Source organism: Pseudomonas sp. S2_F07, from assembly GCF_054668325.1.
In genome coordinates this window covers 6,232,611-6,255,342 of record NZ_CP162758.1, presented here as the reverse complement: position 1 = coordinate 6,255,342, position 22,732 = coordinate 6,232,611, and the positions used below count along the sequence as shown (strand labels likewise).

General features: G+C 61.4%; 25 protein-coding genes and 1 pseudogene. 6 read left to right on the top strand and 20 right to left on the bottom strand.

Going from position 1 to position 22,732, the window contains the following annotated elements; all coding sequences use genetic code 11:
* Positions 1-31 precede the first annotated feature (31 nt).
* Positions 32-931 carry a polysaccharide deacetylase family protein gene (locus AB4O40_RS28495; RefSeq protein WP_223541492.1) on the bottom strand — a complete coding sequence of 300 codons (900 nt, stop codon included), beginning with the start codon at positions 929-931 and terminating at the stop codon, positions 32-34.
* 207 nt (positions 932-1,138) lie between these two features.
* On the opposite strand from AB4O40_RS28495, the gene AB4O40_RS28490 reads away from it, so the two are divergent.
* Entirely contained in the window at positions 1,139-1,819 is a 681-nt protein-coding gene (locus tag AB4O40_RS28490; protein ID WP_223541491.1) for an SOS response-associated peptidase family protein, read from the top strand.
* A gap of 60 nt (positions 1,820-1,879) precedes the next feature.
* Here AB4O40_RS28490 and AB4O40_RS28485 read toward each other — a convergent pair whose 3' ends face one another.
* The 3 genes from AB4O40_RS28485 to AB4O40_RS28475 all read right to left on the bottom strand — a co-directional run bounded on the left by AB4O40_RS28485 (position 1,880) and on the right by AB4O40_RS28475 (position 3,100).
* Positions 1,880-2,026, bottom strand: a complete 147-nt coding sequence (locus AB4O40_RS28485; RefSeq protein ID WP_177336464.1) for a hypothetical protein — start codon at positions 2,024-2,026, stop codon at positions 1,880-1,882.
* A gap of 64 nt (positions 2,027-2,090) precedes the next feature.
* Positions 2,091-2,402, bottom strand: a complete 312-nt coding sequence (locus AB4O40_RS28480) for an AzlD domain-containing protein (protein ID WP_162252411.1) — start codon at positions 2,400-2,402, stop codon at positions 2,091-2,093.
* Entirely contained in the window at positions 2,402-3,100 is a 699-nt protein-coding gene (locus tag AB4O40_RS28475) for an AzlC family ABC transporter permease (protein ID WP_460056918.1), read from the bottom strand. Before AB4O40_RS28475 ends, AB4O40_RS28480 begins: the two co-directional genes overlap by 1 nt.
* A gap of 167 nt (positions 3,101-3,267) precedes the next feature.
* Between AB4O40_RS28475 and AB4O40_RS28470 the strand changes: the two genes are divergently transcribed.
* From AB4O40_RS28470 to AB4O40_RS28460, 3 genes are all read left to right on the top strand, one after another.
* The gene (locus tag AB4O40_RS28470; protein ID WP_056723526.1) at positions 3,268-4,203 is read left to right on the top strand and encodes a sensor domain-containing diguanylate cyclase; all 936 of its coding nucleotides are present in this window, start codon (positions 3,268-3,270) and stop codon (positions 4,201-4,203) included.
* 285 nt (positions 4,204-4,488) lie between these two features.
* Entirely contained in the window at positions 4,489-5,364 is an 876-nt protein-coding gene (gene dapA, locus AB4O40_RS28465; RefSeq protein WP_056723524.1) for a 4-hydroxy-tetrahydrodipicolinate synthase, read from the top strand.
* Positions 5,365-5,424: 60 nt separating this feature from the next.
* Positions 5,425-5,787 carry a DUF2784 domain-containing protein gene (locus AB4O40_RS28460; RefSeq protein ID WP_056723522.1) on the top strand — a complete coding sequence of 121 codons (363 nt, stop codon included), beginning with the start codon at positions 5,425-5,427 and terminating at the stop codon, positions 5,785-5,787.
* A 78-nt stretch (positions 5,788-5,865) separates the two neighbouring features.
* On the opposite strand, the gene AB4O40_RS28455 is transcribed toward AB4O40_RS28460, so the two are convergent.
* On the bottom strand, positions 5,866-7,410 hold the full coding sequence (locus AB4O40_RS28455; RefSeq protein ID WP_056723521.1) for a sensor domain-containing diguanylate cyclase: 1,545 nt from the start codon (positions 7,408-7,410) through the stop codon (positions 5,866-5,868).
* A gap of 83 nt (positions 7,411-7,493) precedes the next feature.
* Positions 7,494-8,021 (bottom strand): DUF3087 domain-containing protein, encoded by a 528-nt coding sequence (locus AB4O40_RS28450; RefSeq protein ID WP_056723518.1) that lies wholly within the window; start codon positions 8,019-8,021, stop codon positions 7,494-7,496.
* A 226-nt stretch (positions 8,022-8,247) separates the two neighbouring features.
* Here AB4O40_RS28450 and ppnN point away from each other — a divergent pair, with 226 nt between their 5' ends.
* Positions 8,248-9,621, top strand: a complete 1,374-nt coding sequence (gene ppnN, locus AB4O40_RS28445) for a nucleotide 5'-monophosphate nucleosidase PpnN (protein WP_056723516.1) — start codon at positions 8,248-8,250, stop codon at positions 9,619-9,621.
* Between the two features lie 88 nt (positions 9,622-9,709).
* Positions 9,710-10,150 carry an NUDIX hydrolase gene (locus tag AB4O40_RS28440; RefSeq protein ID WP_223541487.1) on the top strand — a complete coding sequence of 147 codons (441 nt, stop codon included), beginning with the start codon at positions 9,710-9,712 and terminating at the stop codon, positions 10,148-10,150.
* A gap of 801 nt (positions 10,151-10,951) precedes the next feature.
* Here AB4O40_RS28440 and AB4O40_RS28435 read toward each other — a convergent pair.
* The 14 genes and pseudogenes from AB4O40_RS28435 to AB4O40_RS28370 all read right to left on the bottom strand — a co-directional run bounded on the left by AB4O40_RS28435 (position 10,952) and on the right by AB4O40_RS28370 (position 22,549).
* The gene (locus AB4O40_RS28435; RefSeq protein WP_056723512.1) at positions 10,952-11,491 is read right to left on the bottom strand and encodes a type II secretion system protein; all 540 of its coding nucleotides are present in this window, start codon (positions 11,489-11,491) and stop codon (positions 10,952-10,954) included.
* A complete protein-coding gene (locus AB4O40_RS28430; protein WP_056723510.1) occupies positions 11,466-11,840 on the bottom strand; it encodes a type II secretion system protein in 375 nt (124 codons plus the stop codon). Before AB4O40_RS28430 ends, AB4O40_RS28435 begins: the two co-directional genes overlap by 26 nt.
* A gap of 4 nt (positions 11,841-11,844) precedes the next feature.
* Positions 11,845-12,318 (bottom strand): type II secretion system protein, encoded by a 474-nt coding sequence (locus AB4O40_RS28425; protein ID WP_056723508.1) that lies wholly within the window; start codon positions 12,316-12,318, stop codon positions 11,845-11,847.
* A gap of 2 nt (positions 12,319-12,320) precedes the next feature.
* Complete coding sequence (locus AB4O40_RS28420; RefSeq protein ID WP_460056928.1) at positions 12,321-14,147, bottom strand: secretin N-terminal domain-containing protein; 1,827 nt, start codon at positions 14,145-14,147, stop codon at positions 12,321-12,323.
* On the bottom strand, positions 14,144-14,662 hold the full coding sequence (locus AB4O40_RS28415) for a hypothetical protein (RefSeq protein ID WP_056723503.1): 519 nt from the start codon (positions 14,660-14,662) through the stop codon (positions 14,144-14,146). Before AB4O40_RS28415 ends, AB4O40_RS28420 begins: the two co-directional genes overlap by 4 nt.
* Complete coding sequence (locus tag AB4O40_RS28410) at positions 14,662-15,210, bottom strand: type IV pilus inner membrane component PilO (RefSeq protein WP_056723501.1); 549 nt, start codon at positions 15,208-15,210, stop codon at positions 14,662-14,664. Before AB4O40_RS28410 ends, AB4O40_RS28415 begins: the two co-directional genes overlap by 1 nt.
* A complete protein-coding gene (locus AB4O40_RS28405) occupies positions 15,197-15,742 on the bottom strand; it encodes a PilN domain-containing protein (RefSeq protein WP_056723500.1) in 546 nt (181 codons plus the stop codon). The genes AB4O40_RS28410 and AB4O40_RS28405 overlap by 14 nt, the downstream gene beginning before the upstream one ends.
* Before the next feature lies 1 nt (position 15,743).
* Positions 15,744-16,547: a hypothetical protein gene (locus AB4O40_RS28400; RefSeq protein ID WP_056723498.1), complete on the bottom strand. Its 804-nt coding sequence runs from the start codon at positions 16,545-16,547 to the stop codon at positions 15,744-15,746.
* Positions 16,528-18,234, bottom strand: coding sequence for a GspE/PulE family protein (locus tag AB4O40_RS28395; RefSeq protein ID WP_460160116.1), 1,707 nt, complete (start codon positions 18,232-18,234; stop codon positions 16,528-16,530). Before AB4O40_RS28395 ends, AB4O40_RS28400 begins: the two co-directional genes overlap by 20 nt.
* A gap of 84 nt (positions 18,235-18,318) precedes the next feature.
* Entirely contained in the window at positions 18,319-18,852 is a 534-nt protein-coding gene (locus AB4O40_RS28390) for a response regulator (RefSeq protein ID WP_056723493.1), read from the bottom strand.
* Positions 18,853-19,215: 363 nt separating this feature from the next.
* The gene (locus tag AB4O40_RS28385; RefSeq protein WP_223541485.1) at positions 19,216-20,766 is read right to left on the bottom strand and encodes an ABC transporter substrate-binding protein; all 1,551 of its coding nucleotides are present in this window, start codon (positions 20,764-20,766) and stop codon (positions 19,216-19,218) included.
* Positions 20,763-21,032, bottom strand: a pseudogene (locus AB4O40_RS28380) (thioredoxin domain-containing protein); the annotation flags it as partial. The gene AB4O40_RS28385 and the pseudogene AB4O40_RS28380, both read right to left, overlap by 4 nt.
* A gap of 50 nt (positions 21,033-21,082) precedes the next feature.
* The gene (locus tag AB4O40_RS28375) at positions 21,083-21,739 is read right to left on the bottom strand and encodes an SCO family protein (protein WP_056723488.1); all 657 of its coding nucleotides are present in this window, start codon (positions 21,737-21,739) and stop codon (positions 21,083-21,085) included.
* A gap of 201 nt (positions 21,740-21,940) precedes the next feature.
* Positions 21,941-22,549, bottom strand: a complete 609-nt coding sequence (locus tag AB4O40_RS28370; protein WP_056723487.1) for a lytic transglycosylase domain-containing protein — start codon at positions 22,547-22,549, stop codon at positions 21,941-21,943.
* Positions 22,550-22,732 lie beyond the last annotated feature (183 nt).

Here is a 22,732-nt window from a genome sequence, read left to right as displayed (position 1 = left end):
ATTTTGTTATACCCCTCGCATTTCCAGCCTTTCAGTGGGAATTACCCCCCCAGATCCAGTTCCAGAACCCCGGCAATTCGACCGGCTGCGAACCGTCGCGCACGGTTCGTGCCATGGCCGCCCGCTGTAGCGCGGCCTGATCGTCGTAAAACGGCTTGTCGGCGGTTTTCACCCCGGTCTCCCGGGCGCTGTCGAGCAGAATCTGCAGGTACTCACGGGTATGCCGGGCGGTATAGCGGTTGAGGTCGTGGAAGGTCACCACCACCGGAATCACGCCATCGACCACCGGCAATTCACCGCGGGCAATGCGTTCGCGAACTTCGGACATCGAACGCAGCATGTGCGACCGGCGCCGGGGGCTGGCATTGAAGCCCCAGATCTTGCCGTCATTGGCGCTCAAATCTGTCAGCAGTACATGCAGGCCATGCTGCTGATAAGCGGCGAAGGTACGCTTGTCGTAGTTCCAGAATGGCGGGCGCAGCAGGGTTGGCCGGGCGCCGGTAATCGCGGCGATGTCGGCGCTGCCATCGGTGAGGGCCTGCTCCAACGCTGGCGGGTCAAGGGAGCGATGATTGGTGTGCCAGGGTGTCGCCGTGTGAAAGCCCAGGATATGACCTTCGGCATGTTCACGACGCATGATGTCCCGGCCCAATTCGCTGCCACCGGCTCGCGGAGCGCGGGTTTGCACGAAGAACACGGCCTTGATGTCCGGCTGCAGCGGATTTCGCGCCAGGCTCTCCAATACCGTGACGGTCGGGTTCCACCAGCTCGATGCACTGGGACCGTCATCGAAGGTCAGCAGAAACCGGATGGGGGGTTGCGCCTGCAAACGCTGTTCGGTCCGGGGAGTCATTTCGATCGGTGCGGCGATACAGCCCAGCAGACCCACTGCCAGGGCACACACCGTTAAACACTTGAACAATGGTTTCATCTTATGCCTTGGGCCAGACCATCACGGTCGATACTTCAAAGGGCAAGGATCCTTCGATCGCTCATCCGTCGTCGGCCCGCATCGAGACGACGGGTCGAGGTTGGATAGGGTACACAGGGTTTGGTTCCGGTGCTTGCCAGGCCCGTTTCGTCACGAGCTACTAAACTCAAAGCTTCGGTCGGAGCGTCTTAACCGGAGTGTCAGGCCATGTGCGGACGACTGTCGCAATACCGTGGAATCCACGACTTCGTAGCGGTGCTGAGCATCCCCGACGCGCTGATCAATCACGTCGGCAACGAACCCCTGGGGCACTATAACGCCGCCCCCACCACGCAACTCGCCCTGCTGCACCTGGAGAACGAGCGGCTGCACGCTGACGCCGTGCGTTGGGGTTGGCGACCGCACTGGGCAACGGATCGCACGGAGCCGGTCAATGCCCGGGTCGAGAAAGTCGCCCACGGCCCGTACTTCCGGGCGATCTGGCCCCATCGCGCGATCTGCCCGATTGATAACTGGTTCGAATGGGTCGACGCCGGCGACGGCAACAAACAACCGTGGTTGATTCGACGACGCAATCGCGCCCCGGCTTTCTGCGCGGCCATCGGCCAGTACCCCATCGGCGGAGCGCCTCACAGGGAGCACGACGGTTTCGTCATCCTGACGGCCGACAGCGCAGGCGGCCTGCTTGACGTGCATGACCGCCGACCGGTGGTGTTCTCGCCCGAGCTGGCGCGGGAATGGCTGGACCCTGCCACGCCCAAGGAACGAGCCGAGGAAATGGCGTTATCCCAGGGCGAGGTCAGTGATGTGTTCGAGTGGTACAAGGTTGACAGGGCCGTTGGCAATGTCAGGAACCAGGGCGCCGCGCTGATCAAGGAAGTTCCATGAACCTGTCAATAACGACAAAGCCCCGCTCAAAGGCGGGGCTTCGTTGTATTCCCGTGCCGGTCAGAACTTGCGATCAGGCTCTGACAGTTCCTTACCGTCGTCAGGATGCTTCCAGTCCGGTATCGAACGCTTCTGTTGCTCAATCTCTTCTTCCGTGGGTTCGTCCTCGTCTTCTTCCAGGTCCGGTTGCTTGGGTTCATTGGCCATGTTCACCTCTCTTCCTGAAGGGATCGGTCATCAACTTAAGCTTAGATCAGTTCCCCTGCCCTGCTCAAAGCCACCAGCGCAGCAAAAAGAAGAAGCCCATGCTCAACAGCATGCTGAGCAACGTATTACGGGTGTAGAGCACCAGGACGACAGCCACCAGCGAGCTGATCAGATAGGGATTGTCCCAGTGCAGATTCAGCTGTTTTTCCGGCATGAACACAATCGGCCCGCAGATGGCGGTCAACATGCCCGGTACGGCAAACCCCAGGAACTGCCGGGCATTGCTACTCAAGCGTAGCGGCAGTCGCGGTTCCAGAAAAACATAGCGGTTGAGGAACACCAACACGCCCATTCCGATAATCACTGCCCAGACCATCATATGCGGCCACCGTAGAATTTATTGCAGACAAACCCGGCGGTCATGCCCGCCAGTCCCGACAGCACCAGCGCCGAGCCCCATTGCCAGTAGCTGAACAGCACCGAACAGAACAGCGACACCGCCACACACACCACGGTCGGCACATTGCGCACCACCGGGGTGATCAGGGCGATGAAGGTCGCCGCGATGGAGAAGTCCAGGCCCAGGTGTTCAAGGCCGGGAATACTGCTGCCAAGCACAATGCCCGCCAGGCTGAACAGGTTCCAGGCGATGTAGAACGTCAGGCCCACACCCAGGGCGTACCAGCGGTTGAACTGCTGTTTGTCGTGCTGGCTGGTCAGGGCGAACAACTCATCGGTGAGCAAGAACCCCAGGCCCGCGCGCCAGCGCCCCGGCAAGGGCGAAATGACCGAGCGCATGCTCATTCCGTAGAGCAAATGCTGCGAAGTCAGCAGCAACGTGGTCAGCAGGATCGAAAAGATCCCGGCCCCGCCCTTGAGCATGCCGATGGCCACCAGTTGCGCCGCACCGGCAAACACAATGCTCGACAGGCCCTGGCCTTGCAGGGGCGTGAGATTGGCTTCGATGGCCATGGAACCGGCCAGCAAACCCCAGGGCGCGGTGGCCAGGGACAACGGCATGATCGCCGCTGCGCCACGCAAAAAGGCACTGCGCGGCATGATTGAGTTGGACATAACATTCTACAGACAGGGAAAGACCCCGGACTGTGCCAGCAGTCGCTGCCGAAGGCTTGAACAATCTTGCTCACTGATACGCGGCGTGCCATTCATCGGCTGCCCGCTTGATTCGCCAAAGTGCTAGCAACATGATGGCCCTGCATTTTCCTCGAGGCAGGCCCTTCATGAGTTCAGTGGAAACCGACAGCGACGTTTATAAAACCCTGCTGGAGTCAACCCGGGCGATTCCCTGGCGCATCGACTGGAAAACCATGACGTTCAGCTACATCGGGCCACAGATCGAAGAGCTGCTGGGCTGGAAGCAGCACAGCTGGGCCTCGGTCAATGACTGGGTCGAGCGCATGCACCCGGATGACCGCGACTACGTGATGGACTTCTGTGTCTCGCAGTCGCGCGCCGGTATCGATCACGAGGCCGACTATCGCGCACTCACCGAAAGCGGCGAGTACGTCTGGATCCGCGATGTGGTGCATGTGGTGCGCAAGGACGGCGAAGTCGAGGCGCTGGTGGGTTTCATGTTCGATATCAGCGAGCGCAAGAAAACCGAAGAGCACCTGATCCGCCTGCAAAAGCAGCTTGAGGAGTACTCCTTCCAGGACGGCCTGACCGGCATCGCCAACCGGCGCATGTTCGACACAGTGCTCGAGCGCGAGTGGAACACGGCCCAGCGCACCGGCTTGCCGTTGTCGGTGATCGTGCTGGATATCGACTACTTCAAGCAGTACAACGACCATTACGGCCACATCAAGGGCGACGAATGCCTGCGCCGCGTCGCGCAAACCTTGTCCCTGGCGGCCAACCGGCCACGGGACTTCATCGCGCGGATCGGCGGTGAAGAATTTGTCTGGCTGCTGCCGGAAACCGATGCCGAGTCTGCGCGGCTGGTGGCGCACAAATGCCTGCACCTGATTCGCCAGCAACAGATCCCCCATGAATTCTCGAACGTGTCGAAGCTGCTGAGTATCAGCCTCGGCGTCGGCACCACCCTGGCGTCGATGCATGCGACGGCCCTGGAATTCGTCGAACAGGTCGATCATCTGCTCTACAAGGCCAAGCACAATGGCCGGATGCGCGCCGAGTACGCTGATTTTCGTGATTGACAAATGGCGCTCCGGCTTTTAAAACTGAGCGCCTCACTCAGGGTGTAAGCAAGTATGTCCGCAACCTTCAATCTCGACTCTTCCGTCATTGGCTTGATTGCCAAGGCGCAAGGTTGCGTTGCGCACGCCCTCAAATCGAAGAAACAGTCGCTCATGTGACCGGGGCGCGCTGTCCCGTCAGATGAGCTGACAGGACATTGAGCGCGACGGACCACCCTCCCCTTGCTTACTCTCCTTCCATGCCCCTGACGGTGACGAAATCGGTCAACCATCAGGAGAAAGTGCATGTCAGCGTTTCAAGGTATCTGGGTTCCACTGGTCACACCCTTCCACAACGGCGCCATCGATTTCGTCGGCTTGCGCCGGCTGGTCAGCCATCTGCTGGAAAAAGGCGTCGACGGCCTCATCGTTTGCGGCACCACCGGCGAACCGGCGGCGATGGGCAAGCATGAGCAACTGGCGGTGCTCGATGCGGTGCTGGAGCTGGTGCCGGCGCAACGGGTGGTCATGGGCCTGGCCGGTAACAACCTGACCGAGATGTTGCAGTTCCAGAGCGAGATCCTCAAGCGCCCGGTGGCTGGCCTGCTGGTGCCGGCGCCGTATTACATCCGCCCCTCCCAGGCCGGCCTCGAGGCGTTTTTCCGCACGGTCGCCGATGCCTCCAGCGTTGCGCTGATCCTTTACGACATCCCTTACCGTACCGGCGTGGCCTTCGAACAGGCGACCCTGCTCAACATCGTCGCCCACGAACGGATCGTCGCCATCAAGGATTGCGGCGGCAATTTTTCGAACACCCTCGCCCTGCTCAATAGCGGCCTTGTCGACGTGCTGTGCGGCGAAGACAACCAGATCTTCAACGCCCTGTGCCTGGGCGCCAAAGGCGCGATTGCCGCGTCGGCGCATGTCCATCCGGAACTGTTCGTGCAGTTGTACCGGCAGATCCGCGACAACCAATTGGCTGAGGGCCGCGCCACGTTTTTCCGTTTGCTGGCGCTGATCAATAGCCTGTTCCTGGAGCCCAACCCCGCCCCGGTGAAAACCGCGCTGGCCCTGCAAGGCTTGATCGGAGACGAACTGCGCGCGCCCATGCAACGCAGCAGTGAATCGATGACCGAGCATTTGAAGGACGTGCTCAGGGCATTGGATCGCGACCATCGATAGAGCGCCGGCCTGCGGCCCGAGTACCATGGAGCGATTCGTTCAGCCTTCAGGGGCACCGACATGCTGTACCGAATCGCCGCCGATGGGCTGATGCTGTTCCACTTGCTGTTCATTGTGTTCGTGTTGTTCGGCGGGTTGCTGGTGCTCAAATGGCGCCACCTGATCTGGTGGCATCCGCCCGCTGCGTTGTGGGGTATGGCGGTGGAATTCTTCCACCTGCCCTGCCCGCTGACCGACTGGGAAAACCACATGCGCCATGAAGCCGGGCAAACCGGCTATGGCGGTGGGTTCGTCGAGCATTACATTTGGCCGGTGATTTACCCGGCGGGACTGACCCCCGACATTCAGTTGGGATTGGGCGCCGTGGTGTTGCTGATCAATGTGCTGGTCTATCTTCGATTGATCAAGCGATGGGCCGCCTGAATCTTCAACCACCCGACGGTCGCGTCCTGGGCTGGTGGCTGGTCCAGGGAACGGACCGGTTAGACTGGCGCCCGCCCCTCAGTTGGCAATCACGCTCATATTGCGCCCACTGGCCTTGGCCACATATAGCGCCTTGTCTGCCGCACCGATCAGGTCTTCGGGGCGGATCTGGGACGCGGCATTGCTGGCACACACGCCGACGCTGACGGTTACGCTACCTTCCGGGCTGTCACTGTGGGCAATGTCGGCCTGCAGTACCGCGCGGCGGATTTTCTCCGCCACCAGAAATGCCCCCACGTAGTCGGTGCCGGGCAGCACCACGGCAAACTCTTCGCCACCATAGCGGGCGGCCAGGTCACCGGGGCGCTTGATGTTTTCCGTGATGATCGCACTGACCTTGCGCAGACACTCATCACCGACCAGGTGGCCGTAGCGGTCGTTGAAGGGTTTGAAATGATCGACATCAATCATCAGCAAAGCCAATTCGGACTGGTTGCGTCGGGCACGGCCCATTTCGGCATCGATGAAAGCGTCGAGCTGACGACGGTTGGCCAGCCCCGTCAGTGCGTCCTTGAGGGCCAGGCCTTCGAGGTTGCGATTGACCTCCAGCAGCTTGTCCTGGGTGTCCAGCAACTCGACCTGCACCAGGTTCTGCTGCCTCATCAGCTTGATCAGGCGAAACCCCAGTACCCCGATAAAACCCAGCAACAGCGTGACGATGCCGGTGCTGAGCAGCGTCTCCTTGCGCCAGCTGCCGAGCACTTCATCCTTGTTCAACGCGGTAAAAACGATCAGCGGATAACCCTCGACCCGGCGATACCCTATTACCCGCTCGACACCGTCGATGATCGACTTGATCGTGGCCGTACCCGCGTCACCCTTTGGCAACAACTGGGTGAACAACGGACTTTTGGCGAGGCTGGTGCCGATGTCCGCCTCCTTGAAGGGTCGGCGAATGACAACGCTGGCATTGTCGGCGATCAGGTTGATCACGCCGTTACTGCCCATGTCGATGCTGTCGTAGAGCTGCAGGAAATGGCTGAGGTAGATTGACGCCAGCGCCACCCCGGCAAAGCTGCCGTCGGGATGATTGACCCGGCGCGAAACCGTCACGATCCATTCACCGCTCGAACGGCTCTTGATCGACGGCCCGATGTGCGGCCCCCGGCTGGGGTTATCGCGATGGAAGATGAAGTATTCGCGGTCGGAATTGTTGACACCGGTCTGGCCGGCGCCATTGGAATTGGCGACCCACTGCCCATTTTCGTCGAAAACAAAGACACCATGGAGTTGGCTCAACTCACTGCGCTGGGCGTTGAGCAATAGCGGCAGCCGGGATTTATCCACGCCGTCGTGTTCCAGACGATCGACCAGGGTGAACAGCAGCGTGTCGGCCTGCTTGATCGTGGCCTGCGCTTGCGATGCCAGGGTCTGCGCAAGGTTGGACATCGCCACTTCCTTGTCATGCAGGCGGTACTGGCGAGAGCTCCAGGCTTCCCAGATCACGATAACCACCATCGACAGGCACACCGCCACCAGCAGGATCACCGCCGAGCGGACCTTGAGACGGGGCACGACTGGCCGGAGCATTTCAATATGATCGTGGATCGATGGTTGTCCCATGTTGCTCCCTGAGGGTCTATGACGGACGAGCCTTCCTGATCGCCGCGTTTGCTTACTATGCCTGATCCAGGCTCGCCATGATGTTAGCCCCTGGCCGGCTTTACCGCCTCCAGCCATGCCGGATCCAGGCGCGTCTGTTCGGTATCGATACCCAGCGCCTGCATTCGTTCCCTGTGCTGATCCATTTCGCGGAGCAACTGGCCATGGTCGCTGGAGTTGCCATCGAGCTGATGCATCTGGTTCAACCCCAAATGGTAGAAACGCAACAGCTTCATCGCCACCGGATCACCCTTTTCCACGGCCGCCGTTACATGATGCATGACATTGGTAACGCTCATCAGGCTGCGCTTGAGTTGCCAACTGTAGACCGCCGGCGCCATCCACTCCTGGCGCCAGAACACTTTGCGCATCAACGCCGCCATTGCCAGCACCGCAACAAACACGCCACCAATGTTGAAGCGCAGGTTGTCGCCCCCCGGCGTGCCGAACAGGGCCACCGCCGCCGTGGACAGCACCATCGCCAGCGCCAGAAAGATCAGGGCAATGATGAGCGTGCTACGCCGTGTCTGTTGCCGGTAGGTCTGGGCGTTCATCGGCTGGATTTCGAACATTGCGTCGGGTTTCCTGAGCTTGAAAGGGGTCTGAGGCAAAAAGACAGCGGGCCATTATCGCCTCTGCGCGGGATTTAGCTATGCTGGGGCGCCTTTTCATCTTTTCATCGTCAAGCGGGGGACGTGGCAAGACCGCGCAGTTCGTGCCATCTTCTTTCATGAATACACATTATTCGGATGCCATTCGTAGTTGCTGTGTGAATGACATCGTTTTAAGGATCATTGAATGACCCAACGCCAAGTTATCAACGCCTCCGTCAGTCCCAAAGGCAGCCTGGAAACGCTCTCGCAACGGGAAGTCCAGCAATTGAGCGAAGCCGGTTCCGGCAGCACCTACACCCTCTTCCGCCAGTGCGCCCTGGCCATCCTCAACACCGGCGCCCATGTCGACAACGCCAAGACCATCCTTGAAGCCTACAAGGATTTTGAAATCCGCATTCACCAGCAGGACCGCGGCGTGCGCCTGGAATTGCTGAACGCCCCGGCCGACGCCTTCGTCGACGGCGAAATGATCGCCAGCACCCGGGAAATGCTGTTCAGCGCCCTGCGCGACATCGTCTACACCGAAAATGAACTCGACAGCCAACGCATCGATTTGAGCACCTCCCAGGGCATCAGCGACTACGTCTTCCACCTGCTGCGCAACGCCCGCACCCTGCGTCCCGGGGTCGAGCCGAGGATTGTGGTGTGCTGGGGCGGGCACTCGATCAACACCGAAGAATACAAATACACCAAGAAAGTCGGCCACGAACTGGGCCTGCGCAGCCTGGACATCTGCACCGGTTGCGGCCCCGGTGTGATGAAAGGCCCGATGAAAGGCGCGACCATCGCCCACGCCAAGCAACGCATCCACGGCGGCCGCTACCTGGGCCTGACGGAACCCGGGATCATCGCCGCCGAAGCGCCGAACCCGATCGTCAACGAACTGGTGATCCTGCCGGACATCGAAAAGCGCCTGGAAGCCTTCGTCCGCGTCGGCCACGGCATCATCATCTTCCCCGGCGGCGCCGGTACGGCCGAAGAGTTCCTGTACCTGCTGGGCATCCTGATGCATCCGGGCAATGAAGGCCTGCCCTTCCCGGTCATCCTCACCGGGCCGAAACACGCTGCGCCGTACCTGGAACAACTGGACGCGTTCGTCGGTGCCACCCTGGGCGACGCCGCCAAGCAGCACTACCAGATCATCATCGATGACCCGGCCGAAGTGGCGCGACAAATGACCCAGGGCCTCAAGGCGGTCAAGCAGTTCCGCCGCGAGCGCAACGATGCGTTCCATTTCAATTGGCTGCTGAAAATCGACGAAGGCTTCCAGCGCCCATTCGACCCGACCCACGAAAACATGGCCAACCTGAAACTGAGCCTCGACCTGCCCGCCCACGAACTGGCGGCCAACCTGCGCCGTGCGTTCTCCGGCATCGTCGCCGGTAACGTCAAGGACAAGGGCATCCGCCTGATCGAAGACCACGGGCCGTACCAGATCCGTGGCGACGCGGCGATCATGCAACCGCTGGACCTGCTGCTCAAAGCCTTCGTCGCCCAGCACCGCATGAAACTGCCGGGCGGCGCGGCTTATGTGCCGTGTTATCGAGTCGTTGCGTAACTAATTCGGTGTAGAAATGCCGACATGAGCTTTACCGTCGCGAACCGCAGTGAAAGCTGCGATTCGCGGCACTCTATGGAAAGAAAAAATGCGCCAGCGCAATTCCGCCAGACTGCTGGTGATCAATCCCTCGCAACAGGTTCTGCTGTTTCACTTCCAACACAAAAACGATGCCCTCGCTGGCCAAAGCCACTGGGCGACACCCGGTGGAGGTCTTGAGCAAGGAGAATCCTTCGAGGCTGCGGCGGTTCGTGAACTGTTTGAAGAAACCGGACTGAATGTCGCTGCCGTGGGAGCCAGCGTTGCAGAGCGGCGTTTTCCGATGATGCTGCCCAGTGGTGAAACGGTGCTGTCGGTTGAACGGTATTTTGTGGTTCATACCGACAGTGAACGCCTGTCCCGTGAGGGATGGACGGCTAACGAAGTCCGGGTAATGGCGGACCATAAATGGTGGTCCGTAGCCGAACTGCGAGAGACCCGAGAAACGGTGTGGCCGGAGCAGTTGATCACGATGCTGGAAAACGTCTGAAGGGCGTACACAAATCCTGTGGCGAGGGAGCTTGCTCCCGCTGGGCTGCGAAGCGGCCCCGAGATCAGACAGTGCGGTTTGCGAGTCAGCCCCCGCTGAATGGATTTGCGACTGCTGCGCAGCCGAGCGGGAGCAAGCTCCCTCGCCACATTGTTGGTATGAACCAAAGGATTATCATTGGTTGTAAGGCCGCCATCGCGAGCAAGCTCGCTCCCACAGTTGATCCGGGTATGACTGCAAGAGGTTGGTCGGCTGTCAGGCCGCCTTCGTCGGAACGCCGCCCGGACCAAGCTCGGTCCCACAGAAGAGCAAAGGCAGAGCGGCGTACACCACGCTTTTCACCACTCATCAGGCCGAGCGTTAGCTCGCCTGCAGCTCTTGATCTTGATCCACCCGCCCCCTCGGAAGGCTGAGTGGAGGTGTTTATCCGGGGATTGGCGCGCAGCGCCGTTCGACGCAGTCGAACTCATTGCATGTAGGTCGAAGCGAAGCCGACCGGAGGGCAATGCCCCCGGATGAATACCGCAGCGAAGGAACCCCGAGCCTTAGCGAGGGGCCGTACGTTCGGGGCGAGCGTTTTTTTGGTTACTTTTTTTAGGCGCTTGTAAAAAAAGTGACTCGCCGTAAGGGCGAAACCATAAGCCGCCGTTACCGCAGCAATGGATATGTACACGGTCAACAAAAGACAGGTCGGCTGTCAGGCCGCCTTCGTCGGAACGCCGCCCGGAGCAAGCCCGCTCCCACAATTGGACCGGGTACATTTGGCGGAAATGTGTTGCCTGTCAAACCCGCTCCCGAGGTTCAAGGCTGCAATGCCTGGGGCCCGGTGGACTGTTCTTTCGGCGGCCCGTCGGTGCCATCGAGAACGACTTTCTCGGCCACGAACTGCCAGTCCTTGTAACTGGCCATGCCCTTGAAGTCCGCCCACTGGCTGGGGAAGTTCTCTTGCTTGAGCGGCTTCTGCTCGGACGGGCAATACACACCGCTGATCCGCCCGTCCAAATCGCGCATCAGCTCCCACTCGCCACCCGTCATCGGCTCCGGGTACAACTGCCGCAGGTGATGCCTGGCCGTCGGGAAACGCTCGTCCTGCAACAGGTCCTTGAGCTCTTTCGGATACTGGGCCATACCGGGTGAACTGCGGTGATAGCTGCGCAACGCCTGGGCATACTGCGTACCGGCCCAGAGCAACTGCATTTCCCGATCACGGCGAGAAGCGGTGGCCCACAACTCGCCGGCACTGGCCAGGCCCATGCCCAGCACGACGATCAGAAACAGCACACCCAGGTAGGTAAAGCCATCCTGGTTCGCAGGTTTACCACTCGGAATAAAGGCTGCCATCGCGCGCCCTCCCGCTGGCCCCACTCTTGATATCGGACACCCCGCCCGCCACGCCATCCGGTGGCGCGACCATGACCCAGGTGTCCTTGCGCTCGGCAATCGGATCCAGCGGCTGGTTGCGCAGGTAGCGCAGTTCGACCAGCTGTTCGATGGAGTCGGGATAACGCCCGGTGTCCCCGTAATAGTGATCCAGTGCCTCGCGCATGGACGACAGGCTCTGGCGCAGGGTGGTCTCCTTGGAGGCCTCCAGGCTGCCGAAGTAGCGTGGCAAGGCGATCGTCATCAAGGTCGCGATGATCGCCATGACCACCATCAGTTCAATCAGGGTAAAGCCCTTTTGCCGACGCATATGCTCACCACTCTCGGTAGGCGATGCCATTGAGACCCTTGCCGCGTGCCTTGGAGTAAACGTCAAAGACGTCCTGGCCCTCCCGCGGGTTCTCAGCCGAACTGTCATAGGAACGCAGGCCCCAGCCGCCCTCGTCGTCACGCTTGACGACTGCCAGCGGGTCACGGGGGATGCGCCGCAGGAAGTAGAACTTGGCGCCCTTGGGGCTGCGCGTGTCACGCACACCCTCGACCAACACTTGCAGGTTCGGCGGGTAGCCGCTGCTGTCGATCGACTTCTCGATGTAGCCGGCGTCGAAGGCCTGCTTGTAAGCATCGATGGCATCGCGGATCTGGTACAGCGCGGTCCGCAGGTCCTGCTCTTTGCCCCGGCGCACCACGGTCTCGGTCAGCGGTGCGGCCATGCCGGCCAGCAGGCCGACCAAGGCGAGCGTCACCACCACTTCGACCAGGGTAAAACCGCGTTGCGAGGCGTTCATGATCAAGGCTTCCCAACGGTAACGGTGGTGGCGATCGGTGCGTTCATGGGGTTGGTCTGAACCGTCGTGCTCATCGAACGGTCCGGTGCCTGGATGTGCATGCTGGTTTCGGTACCGGTCTGGAATTCCATGTCCGACGGGCTCTGGTACGGCAGGTTGCGCACGATCCGTGGGGTGATCGACAACACCAGTTCGGATTTGCTGACGTCGTCCTTGTTGCTGCCGAACAGGCGACCCAGGCCGGGAATGTCACCCAGGCCGGGGATCTTGTTGCCGGTGCTGCCATGGTCGTTGCGCACCAGCCCGGCGAGGATCTGGGTTTCTCCGTCATGCAGGCGCAGAGTGGTCTGGGCGTTGCGCGTATCGACCTGGACCGGAATGGTGCCCTGAGCGGTCGGCGTCAGCGGCGTGGCGTTACTGACTTCCAGCGCGATCTTGATCGCCACTTCGTTGTTCAGGTGCACGATGGGTTGCACTTCGAGCTTCAGACCGACGTCGAGGTAGGTCACGCTTTCGGTGATCACCGGGCCCTGGGTCGAAGGCACCGAGGTGGCGCTGATGATCGGCACACGCTGACCGATGTGGATGCGCGCCTGTTCGCGGTTGCTGACCCGGATCACAGGGCTGGCCAGGGTGTTGATGTCCTTGTCCTGGGCATTGATCTTGGCCTGGGGCGATGGCGAGATCGTGATGCGGCCGGAGTTGATGCCTTTTAGCTGATCGAGAAGGGTCACCGCCGAGCCGTCGCTGTTGACCACGCCAAAGGTGTTGGGCCATTGCAGGCCAAGGTCGAGAATGCGCTGGCGGGCGACTTCCATCACTTCCACTTCCAGCACCACTTCCGGGTTGGACTGGTCCTGCGATTGCAGGAGTTTTTCCGCCATGCGCACCGCGTCGCCGGTATCGCGCATGGTCAGGGTGTTGAGGCGCTCATCGACGAACACGTCGCGGGTCTTGAGCATGGTCTTGATCATGTTCAACGCCGTGTTGGCATCGATGCTGGTCAGGTAGAAGGTACGCATCACCAGTTCCTGGTAATCCTTGATCTTCTGCGGCGAGTCCGGGTAGATCAGCACGGTGTTTTCATTCACCACTTTCTGATGCAGCTGGTTCTGTTGCAGCAGCAGATCCACGGCGTCTTCGATACGCACGTCACGTACGAAGATCGTGGCTTTCATGTCCGGGCGCAGGTCCTTGTCGAAGATGAAGTTCAGGCCGGCGACCTGGGACAGCACTTCGAAAATGGTCTTGAGGTTGGCATCGCGAAATTCCAGAGTCACCGGCCGGTCAAGGCGCGTGCGCAGCTGGGGGTACTGCACCACGTTGCGGCTCTGCACCAGGCGGATGCTGTCTTGCAGTTCCAGGGCGCCTTCGTTCTTCGGGTCCAGTTCGAGAGTCTGCTTGACCTGGCGGTCGGCACCGTAGATGTCACCGCGACGCAGGTCGCCACGGGCCAGTTCGAGTTTCTCATCCATGCTGCGCAGGTAGTCGAGCTGGCGCAGGGAGTCCTGGGCGCGACGGTTGTTCGGCTCGATATTCAAGACCCGGCTGTAAGTCATGCGGGCCCCGGCGAAATTACGCTGGGTGCGGTCCATGTCGGCCTGGCTCAGCAGCGACTTCACGGCGAGGGCCCGTCCGTTGTTGAGGGCCATGTGCAAATCGGTATCGCGAGGGTTTTCCCGCAATCCCTCTTCGATGCGGGCCAGACCGGCTTCGTACTGGCCCGATTCGATCAGGGCCGAAGCTTCATCCTTGGCGAGCTGCGCGGAACTGCATGCGGCCAGCCCAGCGCAGAGACAAAGGCTCATCAACAAACGGGATTTGTTCATTCCGTACTCCCCACAGACAAAGTCTGCGCCAAACGCAGAGGCAGGTAGACCAGGCTCAGTTCCTTCTCGGAAATCCGCTCGATCCGCCAGGTTTCGTCGATGACATCCCCCTTGCGCACGACGTATATTTTTTCGCCGCTCTGCAAGAACACCTGCAGATCGGAATGGTCATGCAGCCTGCCGACAAACTGGAAGGGCAACGGTGGTGCCGTGGGGACTTGCACCACCGGAGTAACGACTACCGGTTGTTCAGTGACGGTGCCAGGGGCCGGCGCCGCTATCCAGCTGCGGGCGGCGAACAGGTCGCCTGCCGGGCTCAGGTCCTTGATCGGCGTCAGCGCAGCGGCACTCGATGCAGCCGTCGGTGCGCCCGGGGTCTTGCCCTTGACTGGGGTAGCCACGGTGGCCACCGCAAGGTCGCTGTCGTCGGCCTGATTGAAGTATTCGGGGAGCCAGGCGAGCGCTGCCGCTACACCGAAGAACGCCACCCAACCCGCCACGCGTTTGGTATTCATCATGACCTCGACAGGTAAAGGGTCATGCGGATCCGCCCGGTCAGGTCGGTATCGGCGATATTCTTGCGCGAAAGCTCCACATCCTCGAGCACCACTGCCGGCAACTGGCCGAGCAAGGCGTGCAGGAAACGCCGCAGTTGCGGGTAGCTGCCACGTACCGGCAGCAGAATCTGATAACGGGCCAGGTGCGTCTTGGGGTCCACGCCCAGGGAGTATTCACCCCGGGACAAGGTGATGCGCTCCTGGGCGGCCAGGGCATAGATCTTGTCGATGGCCACGGTGGCCTGGGGCTGGGATGGCAACTTGCTGCGGAAGTCGTCGAGCTGGCGCTGCGGCACCACCGGTGCGGCCACGCTGCCGTCTTCGACCTTGGCCAGGTACTCGGTGGCTTCGCGAGTCTGCTGGCTGAGACTTTGCAGCGACTCCCAGTCCGGCAGCAAACCTACCAGGCCATAGCTCAGCGCCAGCACCAGCATGGTCATCCCTGCCAGCCCCGGAACGCCCAGGCCTTGCAGGTATTCGTGGACGATCAATTTATGGATTTGCATCGCCGATCTCCCAGGTGGCCGACAGGTTGAACTGCACCGGGTGTTCCGGCACGTTGGCGACAATTTCGTGGCTCAGCAGCGACACGTCGGACAGCTCGTCGCTGGCTTCGAGGCGACGGTGGAAATCGAGCATGGCTTCCAGGTCCAGCGCCTCGGCGCTGATACGCACCTGGCCCTTGCGGGCGTCCGGGGTCAGGGTCAGCAGCGCAATGTTGTCCCGCGGCATGGCTTCAAGGGTGGCGAACAGGCGCTCCCAGGGGCGGCGCAACTGCTGGGAGACCTTGCGCATTTCCGCCAGGTTATGCGCCTGCTCGCGAATTTGCGCCGGGGTCAGGCTGAGTTTGCTGCCGGTATCGCCGGTGAGCACTCGCTGCGTGGTTTGCAGATGCCCCTGCTGCTGTTCGGCCTCGTTGCTCAGGTGCTGTTGCACCATCAGGCAAGTCAATGTCAGCACCACGCCACCGGCCAGCAGGCTCCAGCCCAAGGGGCCTGCACGGCGGCGCGGCTGAAAGTCGAGCATCAGGGGGCGCATGTCAGGCCACCGCCCGAGACATGAGGTACAGGCAATCGCGTGCGGCTGTCCGGTCTTCTTCGAGGCTGCGCAGCTGCACGCCGGGCACGTCGGGAGGCGAATCGATGCGCGCCGGTGCATGCAGGTAGACATTCAACGGCCGTTCGCTGGTGGAAGCCTGCAACTGGTTTTCACGACCGATCAGCGCGGTCAGCGCGGCATCGCTGTCGCTGCTGCCCACCGAACGCACCGAGGTCCAGCGTCCTTCCCGGGCCAGCAGCAACACGCTGCGCACCGGTTCGGCGACCACGAACAGGAAGTCCCCGGCTTCAAAGCTTTTATCGAAATGGTTGAACGCCACCATCAGATACGGCTGCACCGAACGCAGGCGCAAACCGCGAGCACGGACCAGGGCGCGCAGGCGTTCGAGCAAGTCCTGTGGCAGCGCGGTGGCGATGCGATCGTAACCGGCGGGTTCGGCCGAGAGCACCAGGCTCCAGGGCTGCGTCGGGGCACCGTAGAGGTCTTCGAAACACAGGTGGGCGAAGCCGAGCAATTCGGCCGGGCTGCTGATCTGCTCACTCCAGGGCACCAGGCAATAGCGGCTGAAGTGCCCGGAGATCACCACGGTCAGTTCCGCCCTGGCAACGCTGTGTTCGGCCAGCAAGCGGTCAAGGGTATCGAGGGCCACCGTCCAGGCCTGGAAGCCTTCGTCGATGTAGCCGACGCTGCCCAGCCAGTGGGTTGCAGCACCCTGCCGTTGCCCCAGGCCAACACCGTTGGCGCCGAGCACGGCGACAAATTGCTCACGAGATAAAAGTGACACGATTGATCTCCTCGAGCGTCGTCCGGCCTTGTTCCACCATCTCCAGCGCCGACTCGCGCAACAGTCGCAAGCCACGCTTGCAGGCGTGCGCCTTGATTTTCGAAATGGGCTGGCGCTCGACGATCATTTGCCGCAATTCGTCGTCCAGATGCAGCAATTCGGCAATCGCGCTACGCCCGCGATAACCGGTGCCCCGGCAATGCCCGCAGCCCTTGCCGTGGACGAACTGGTAGTGAGCGACCTTTTGCGGATCGAGCCCCGAGACCTCCAGTTCTTCTTGGGTCGGGCTGTAGGGGCTGCTGCAACTGGTGCAGACCAGGCGGATCAAACGCTGGGCCAGCACGGCATTGAGAGCCGAGACCAGGCTGTAGGGATCGATTTCCATCTGGGTGAAACGGCCGATCACGTCGAACACGTTGTTGGCATGAATGGTGGTGAACACCAGGTGACCGGTGAGCGCCGATTGCACGGCGATCTGTGCGGTGTCCGGGTCGCGGATTTCACCGACCATGATCTTGTCCGGGTCATGGCGCAGGATCGAGCGCAGGCCCCGGGCGAAGGTCAGGCCTTTCTTCTCGTTGACGGGGATCTGCAGCACGCCCGGCAGTTGATACTCCACCGGGTCTTCAATGGTGATGATCTTGTCCACGCCGTGGTTGATCTCGGTGATCATCGCGTACAGGGTGGTGGTCTTGCCGCTACCGGTCGGCCCGGTCACCAGCACCATGCCATAGGGTTCGGCGGCCAGCCGTCGCAACTGGCGCAAGGTTTCTTCTTCAAAACCCAGGGCCTGCAATTGCACACCGCAGACCTTGTCCGCCAGGTCCTGTTTATCGAGGACCCGCAGCACCGCGTCTTCCCCAAAAATGCTCGGCATGATCGACACCCGGAAGTCGATCTGCCGGCCGCTGATGCCGATCTTGAAGCGGCCATCCTGAGGCACGCGTTTTTCGCCGATGTCCAGTTCGGCCATGACCTTGACCCGGGAAATCACTTGTTCGGCGAATTCGTTGCCCTGGATCTTGCTGATGTTGTTGAGCACACCGTCGATCCGGTACTTGATCACCAGGCCGCTGCCGGTGGTGCCGAGGTGGATGTCGCTGGCGTGCATTTTCAGCGCGTCGTACAGGGTCGAGTTGACCAGTTTGACGACAACGCTGGAATCTTCGCTGATGCTGGTCAGGGACAGGCTTTGCAGGTTATCGATCTCGGCGCCGGCGTCGCTCTGGGCGTTGAGCGACTCCACCGCATGGAAGCTTTCTTCGTGACGCGCCAGGTAGGCCTTCAGGTCATCGGCATGCACCAGATACAGCGGCGCGCCTTGCAGGCATTCATCGATCCAGGCCAGGCGCGCACTGTCGAAAGGGTCGGCGAACACACCGATGACCGCATCGTTATGACGCAGCAGAGTGAATTCGCGCTTGAGGCATTGAGCCAGGGTGACCCGGTCGAACACCGGGGTGGAATTGAACAGGCTGTCGGTGTCGAGCACCGGGTAGTGCAGGGTTACGCCGAGGCATTGAATGAAGGGCATGGGAGCCAGTTCGCACAGTCCCCCCAGGGCGTCCAGCATCCGCTCGCCGGAACTGGTGGCCGGGGCCCGGGCCTGGGCCAGTTGCTCACTGCTGAAACGAGTCGGTGCACATTCCGGTTGCGCCGGTTCTACGGCAAGGGATAGACGGTCCATGGCTTGCTCTCCAACGCCCGGGGCTTTGGGCCCTGTCGGCGCGGCGAGCCATTTCGGCGCAGGCCGAAACGTCTTGTCGCGCCACTACTCCCCGGTGAGCAATTGTTCGTCGTCTGGCGCCTTGGTGGCCGATGTACTTTTTCGGCGATCTGCCAGCACCCAACTACCGTCGTACAACTGCAACGGGAAACTCTCGGTCCTGCTCTGGCGTCGTTCGACAAAGCCTTCGCAAGTGCTCACTCCCGCTTTGGGTTCGCGTTGCCTGCCCAGAAGATCAAGCACTGCACGGGCCAATTCCGCCAATGGAAACGGCTTGAACAGGATATGGCTGACGCCCAGTTGCCGGGCCCGCTCACAAACTTCCGCGGTGGGGTGCCCTGTGATCAGCACGAAATGACACTTCCTGTTCTGGCGGACGGCATCGAGCAACTGAAAGCCTTCCATATCGGGCAAGCGGTAATCGAACACCATCACATCGGGCGCGAAATCGTCAGCTTCAGCGATTCCTTGCGCACCGTCGTGGGCAATCCGGACTTCCAGTGCTTGCGCCTGCAGGTAACCCTGGAGGTTCTCCGCCAGCAACTGTTCGTCATCAACAACCAGTACTTTGTTTAACAAGGTGGACTCCTTGAAACCGCAGGTCCGGGATTTGAACCTGACGGAGTGCGCGCCCTGACAGGACTAACGCATACTTCATGCCAGGCTGGGCGCCGGTAATTTTAGGACTTCATGTCCTTGAATTTAAAAACAATGCCTTTTCGTACCGTAACTCCATCCCCCAGAAACGGGGAAAGCGACCTGATTGGCACTGATTTATTTCCCCCACTGTTGGGGAAACCCCCTATTGATCGTCAATCCGTTCGATTCGATTGCGCGAGCGCAATGGCGCCGACGCCCTCTTCCCGGTTAAGCGTAGCCGTGCGATTTCGACAGTGAAAGCGTCTGCACCGGGTGGTATCGAGTTTCATGATCGGCCTCCGGTCAGGGCTTGGCAGCAATGGGTTTATAGGGCGCGACCAGGAAGAAACGCTGATCCGGCAGATCCACCGTGACGATATGGGCACCGCTCAGGCCCAGGCGTCGGCCCGGACCAAAGCTCATCAGTGGCGTCAGCCCGGTATCGAAGTCACGCAGGCCTTCCAGAGCACTGACCAGCTTCTCGCGACTGGCATTGCGCCCGGCCTGCTTCATGCCTTCGCTGAGCAGCATCATCGAACTGAACGCGCCCACTTGCAGCACCGCGTGCTGGCCACCGAGGCCCTGATGTTCGCGCAGCTGGGTCAGGGCCAGGCGCCCGGCCAGGGTCCAGTCGCTGGGCACGAACGGATAGGCCAGGAACACCCGCCGGGAAAATCCGCTGGGCATCTGCGTCAGATTGCCCGCTACCTGGTTCGAGGCTGCGAACAGGTAGGGCACCTGTCCCGCCGTTTGCAAGCGCTCGGCCAGGCGACTGAAGCCGCTGCTGCTGCCCAGGTAAAATACCGAGCGCGACCCCAAGGGAAAATCATCCCCGGCCGGGTCGTAGGCTTGCAGGCTGACCTTTTGCCAGGCGTGCCCCTGCAAGTATTTGCTGAGGTCTTGCGCCGCCAGACGTTGGCCGGGTTCGTCCGGGTAGGCGATCAGCGTCGGCCCCTGAAGCACCCGCAGGCTGGCCCTGGCGTAGTCGGCCAGGGCGATCAATTGCTCGCGAAGGCCCGGCAGCGGTTCGAATATCTGCGGGCTGGTATAGGGCGTGCCTTGCAAGGACAGCGGCCCGATCAGGGGAATGCCGGCCCGTTCCAGACGTACGGCGAAGCTCCCGTCCAATGCCGGCGCCAGCGGTGCGATCAGGGCAAACACCTGCTCTTCGTCGATCAACCGATCCAGCGCCTTTTCGGCACTGGCGCGGTCGGCACCGGGGTCGAGGATGGTCAGGCGCAACTGCCGGCCATGAATTCCGCCCGCCTCGTTGATGCGCGCCACGCAGCCGTTGAGCACCGCCGCCACCGTGATGCCCTCCTCGCCCAAGGGTCCGGAACCCGGCAACAACGTGCCCAGGTGCAGACTGTCTGGGGCCAGGCCCGGGTCGCTGTCGGCGGCCAGGTGCTTGAGGTACGCCGTGAGGTTGCGTTGATCGATCATCGACAACACGAACCGTGGCATCGTTGGATCGAGCTGGTTGTTGCCCGGATCGCGCCCCTCCTGCACCGCCCGCGCCAGGGTGGTTTCACTGTAGGCCGGGTAACTGCGGCCGTTGATGTGCTGTTGGCCCTGGCTGCTGGCCAGTCTCGACCAGCGCAGGTCTGGCGGGCGCACCTCGCCTTCCGGGCGCCCGAGGCCATCTTCACCATGACAACTGGCGCACGGCAGGCGGCTGGCCGGCAGCAGCATGCCCGCTGCGCCGACCCGGACCATGACCGGATCGCCGTTGGCCGACACGCCTTCGTGGTACAACCGTTTCCCGGCACTTTCGCTGAGGCTCAGCGGCAGTGCCTGGGCGGTGAACGCGATGCCGCCGAAGAGCAGCAGGCCAAGGACGAGGGCAGTATTCATGGCCGTGGCTCCGCGACCGGGGCAACGGGACGGATTTTGCTCCAGCGTCTGTTCGCCGCGTCACCGACGATCCACCGGGTGGAGTGTTGCGCGGGGGTCGGCAGGATCTGGTCGATGCGCCCCCATACAAGGTCCATTTGCACCTTGTCTTCGGTAAGAAAAAACCAGTGGGGCCCATCGATGCCCTGTTTCAAGGTGCAAGCCTTGAGTACCGCCACAGTGTTACGCAGCGGATCACTGGTAAGGGAGATAAAGGTGCTGCCGTTCTGGCCCTGCAAGGGTGTGCAGGGCAAGCAGGTTTTCCTGTCGAGGGCGCTCATGGCTGATGCTCCATGGCGATGGCGGTGTGCTTGGCGTGGGCGTTGCGTTCGCCTCTGAGCCTCTCGACGGCCCGGGCCAGCTCCGTCGGGTCGGTGAGACCGTAGTAGCGGGTCCAGGAACGGTTGTTGCCGTCCCCCACCAGAATCAGCGGCGAGTGGTTCTCGAAGCCACCGCTGTAGGCGCCAAGGCCCTTGAGGGTGGCATCGACCGACTGCGGCGAACCGGTCAGCCAGCTCCAGCCCGGCCCCTTCTGGAAGGTGCGGGCGTAGTCATTCAGCCGTTGGGGATCATCACGCTGCGGGTCGATGCTGATCGACACCAGTTGCACCTCGGTGCCGACCCGCGCGCCCAACTGTTTTTGCACCCTGCCCATAATCGAGGACACCACCGGGCAGACCGTGGTGCAGTTGGTGTAGATGAAACCCATGACCACGATCTTGTTGCTCACCAGGTCTTTTTCCAGGCTGACGACCTTGCCGTTCTGGTCCAGCAGGGTCACGTCGGCAAACCTGATCCGGGCGGTCTCCGGGTTGGCGGTGCTGGCCGACATATCGTGCCCGGTGTGCTCGTCCACCGAGTGTGCCGGCGCCTGGTCGATACCGAAGACCAACAGGCAGAACGTCAGCAGGCCGCGATGCGCGAATCGGTCCATGTCTGTTTCCTCTTGGTGGTGTATTGCCACTTCTCGACAAATCGACCGGAGCAATCCGCATGCCACAAAAAAATACGTTATTAATCAGCTTGTTATAATTACGACTTGATAGGTCGGGGGATTTACCCCACCCAATCCCCCCACTTTTTCGCCGGGGCCATCATTCCCCACTATTGGGGAAAAATCCCCCGGGGGTTTCGATCACAGCGGCGCATCCGCGGGCAACCCCTGCAAACGCCGATACTGGTTCAGCACGCTGGGCACATAACGCTGGGTCTCGGCGAACGGCGGGACCACGTTGCCCCGGCTGAGCACCGCTTGCGGGCCGGCGTTATAGGCCGCCACGGCGAGGCGGATATCGTTGTCGAACATCGTCATCAGGCGCTTGAGATAGCGGGCGCCGCCCTGGATGTTGGCCTTGGGGTCGTAGACATTGGTCACACCCATTTCGCGGGCTGTGTCGGGCATCAACTGCATAAGCCCGCGAGCACCCTTGGGTGAGGTGGCGCGGGCGTTGTAGCTCGATTCGGTCTTGATCACTGCGTGAATCAGCGCCGCCGGCAGTTCGTTGGCCGTGGCTGCCGCCGCCACCAGCTCGGCATAGGGTTGCGCGGCGATCATCTGCGGTTGCTGATCGAGGCTGACCACCGCCGCATCGGGCTCACGAATCACCCGTTCATAGTGGCGTCCGGGGCGGTGGACGTTGGACAGGACGTAGCTGCCATTGGCGTCCACGGAAACAAACACATCGGCCTGTGCGGCGCCGGCCAGTACAAGCAGACCCAGTAATCCGGTGGTGAGTGTTTTCATTGTTATACCTCCCCTTCCGGCCCCGAAAATTGGGGCAATTGCCCCAATGGCCAGTCGTGCACCAGCCATACGCAAGCACTGTGCCGTAAGCGAGAAGGCCCGTAGTACGGGGGGCGCGCCAGGGTCAGCAATCGTGAGCATGGCAATTGCATGCAACTACATGGCAACTCTGCTGCCGACTGA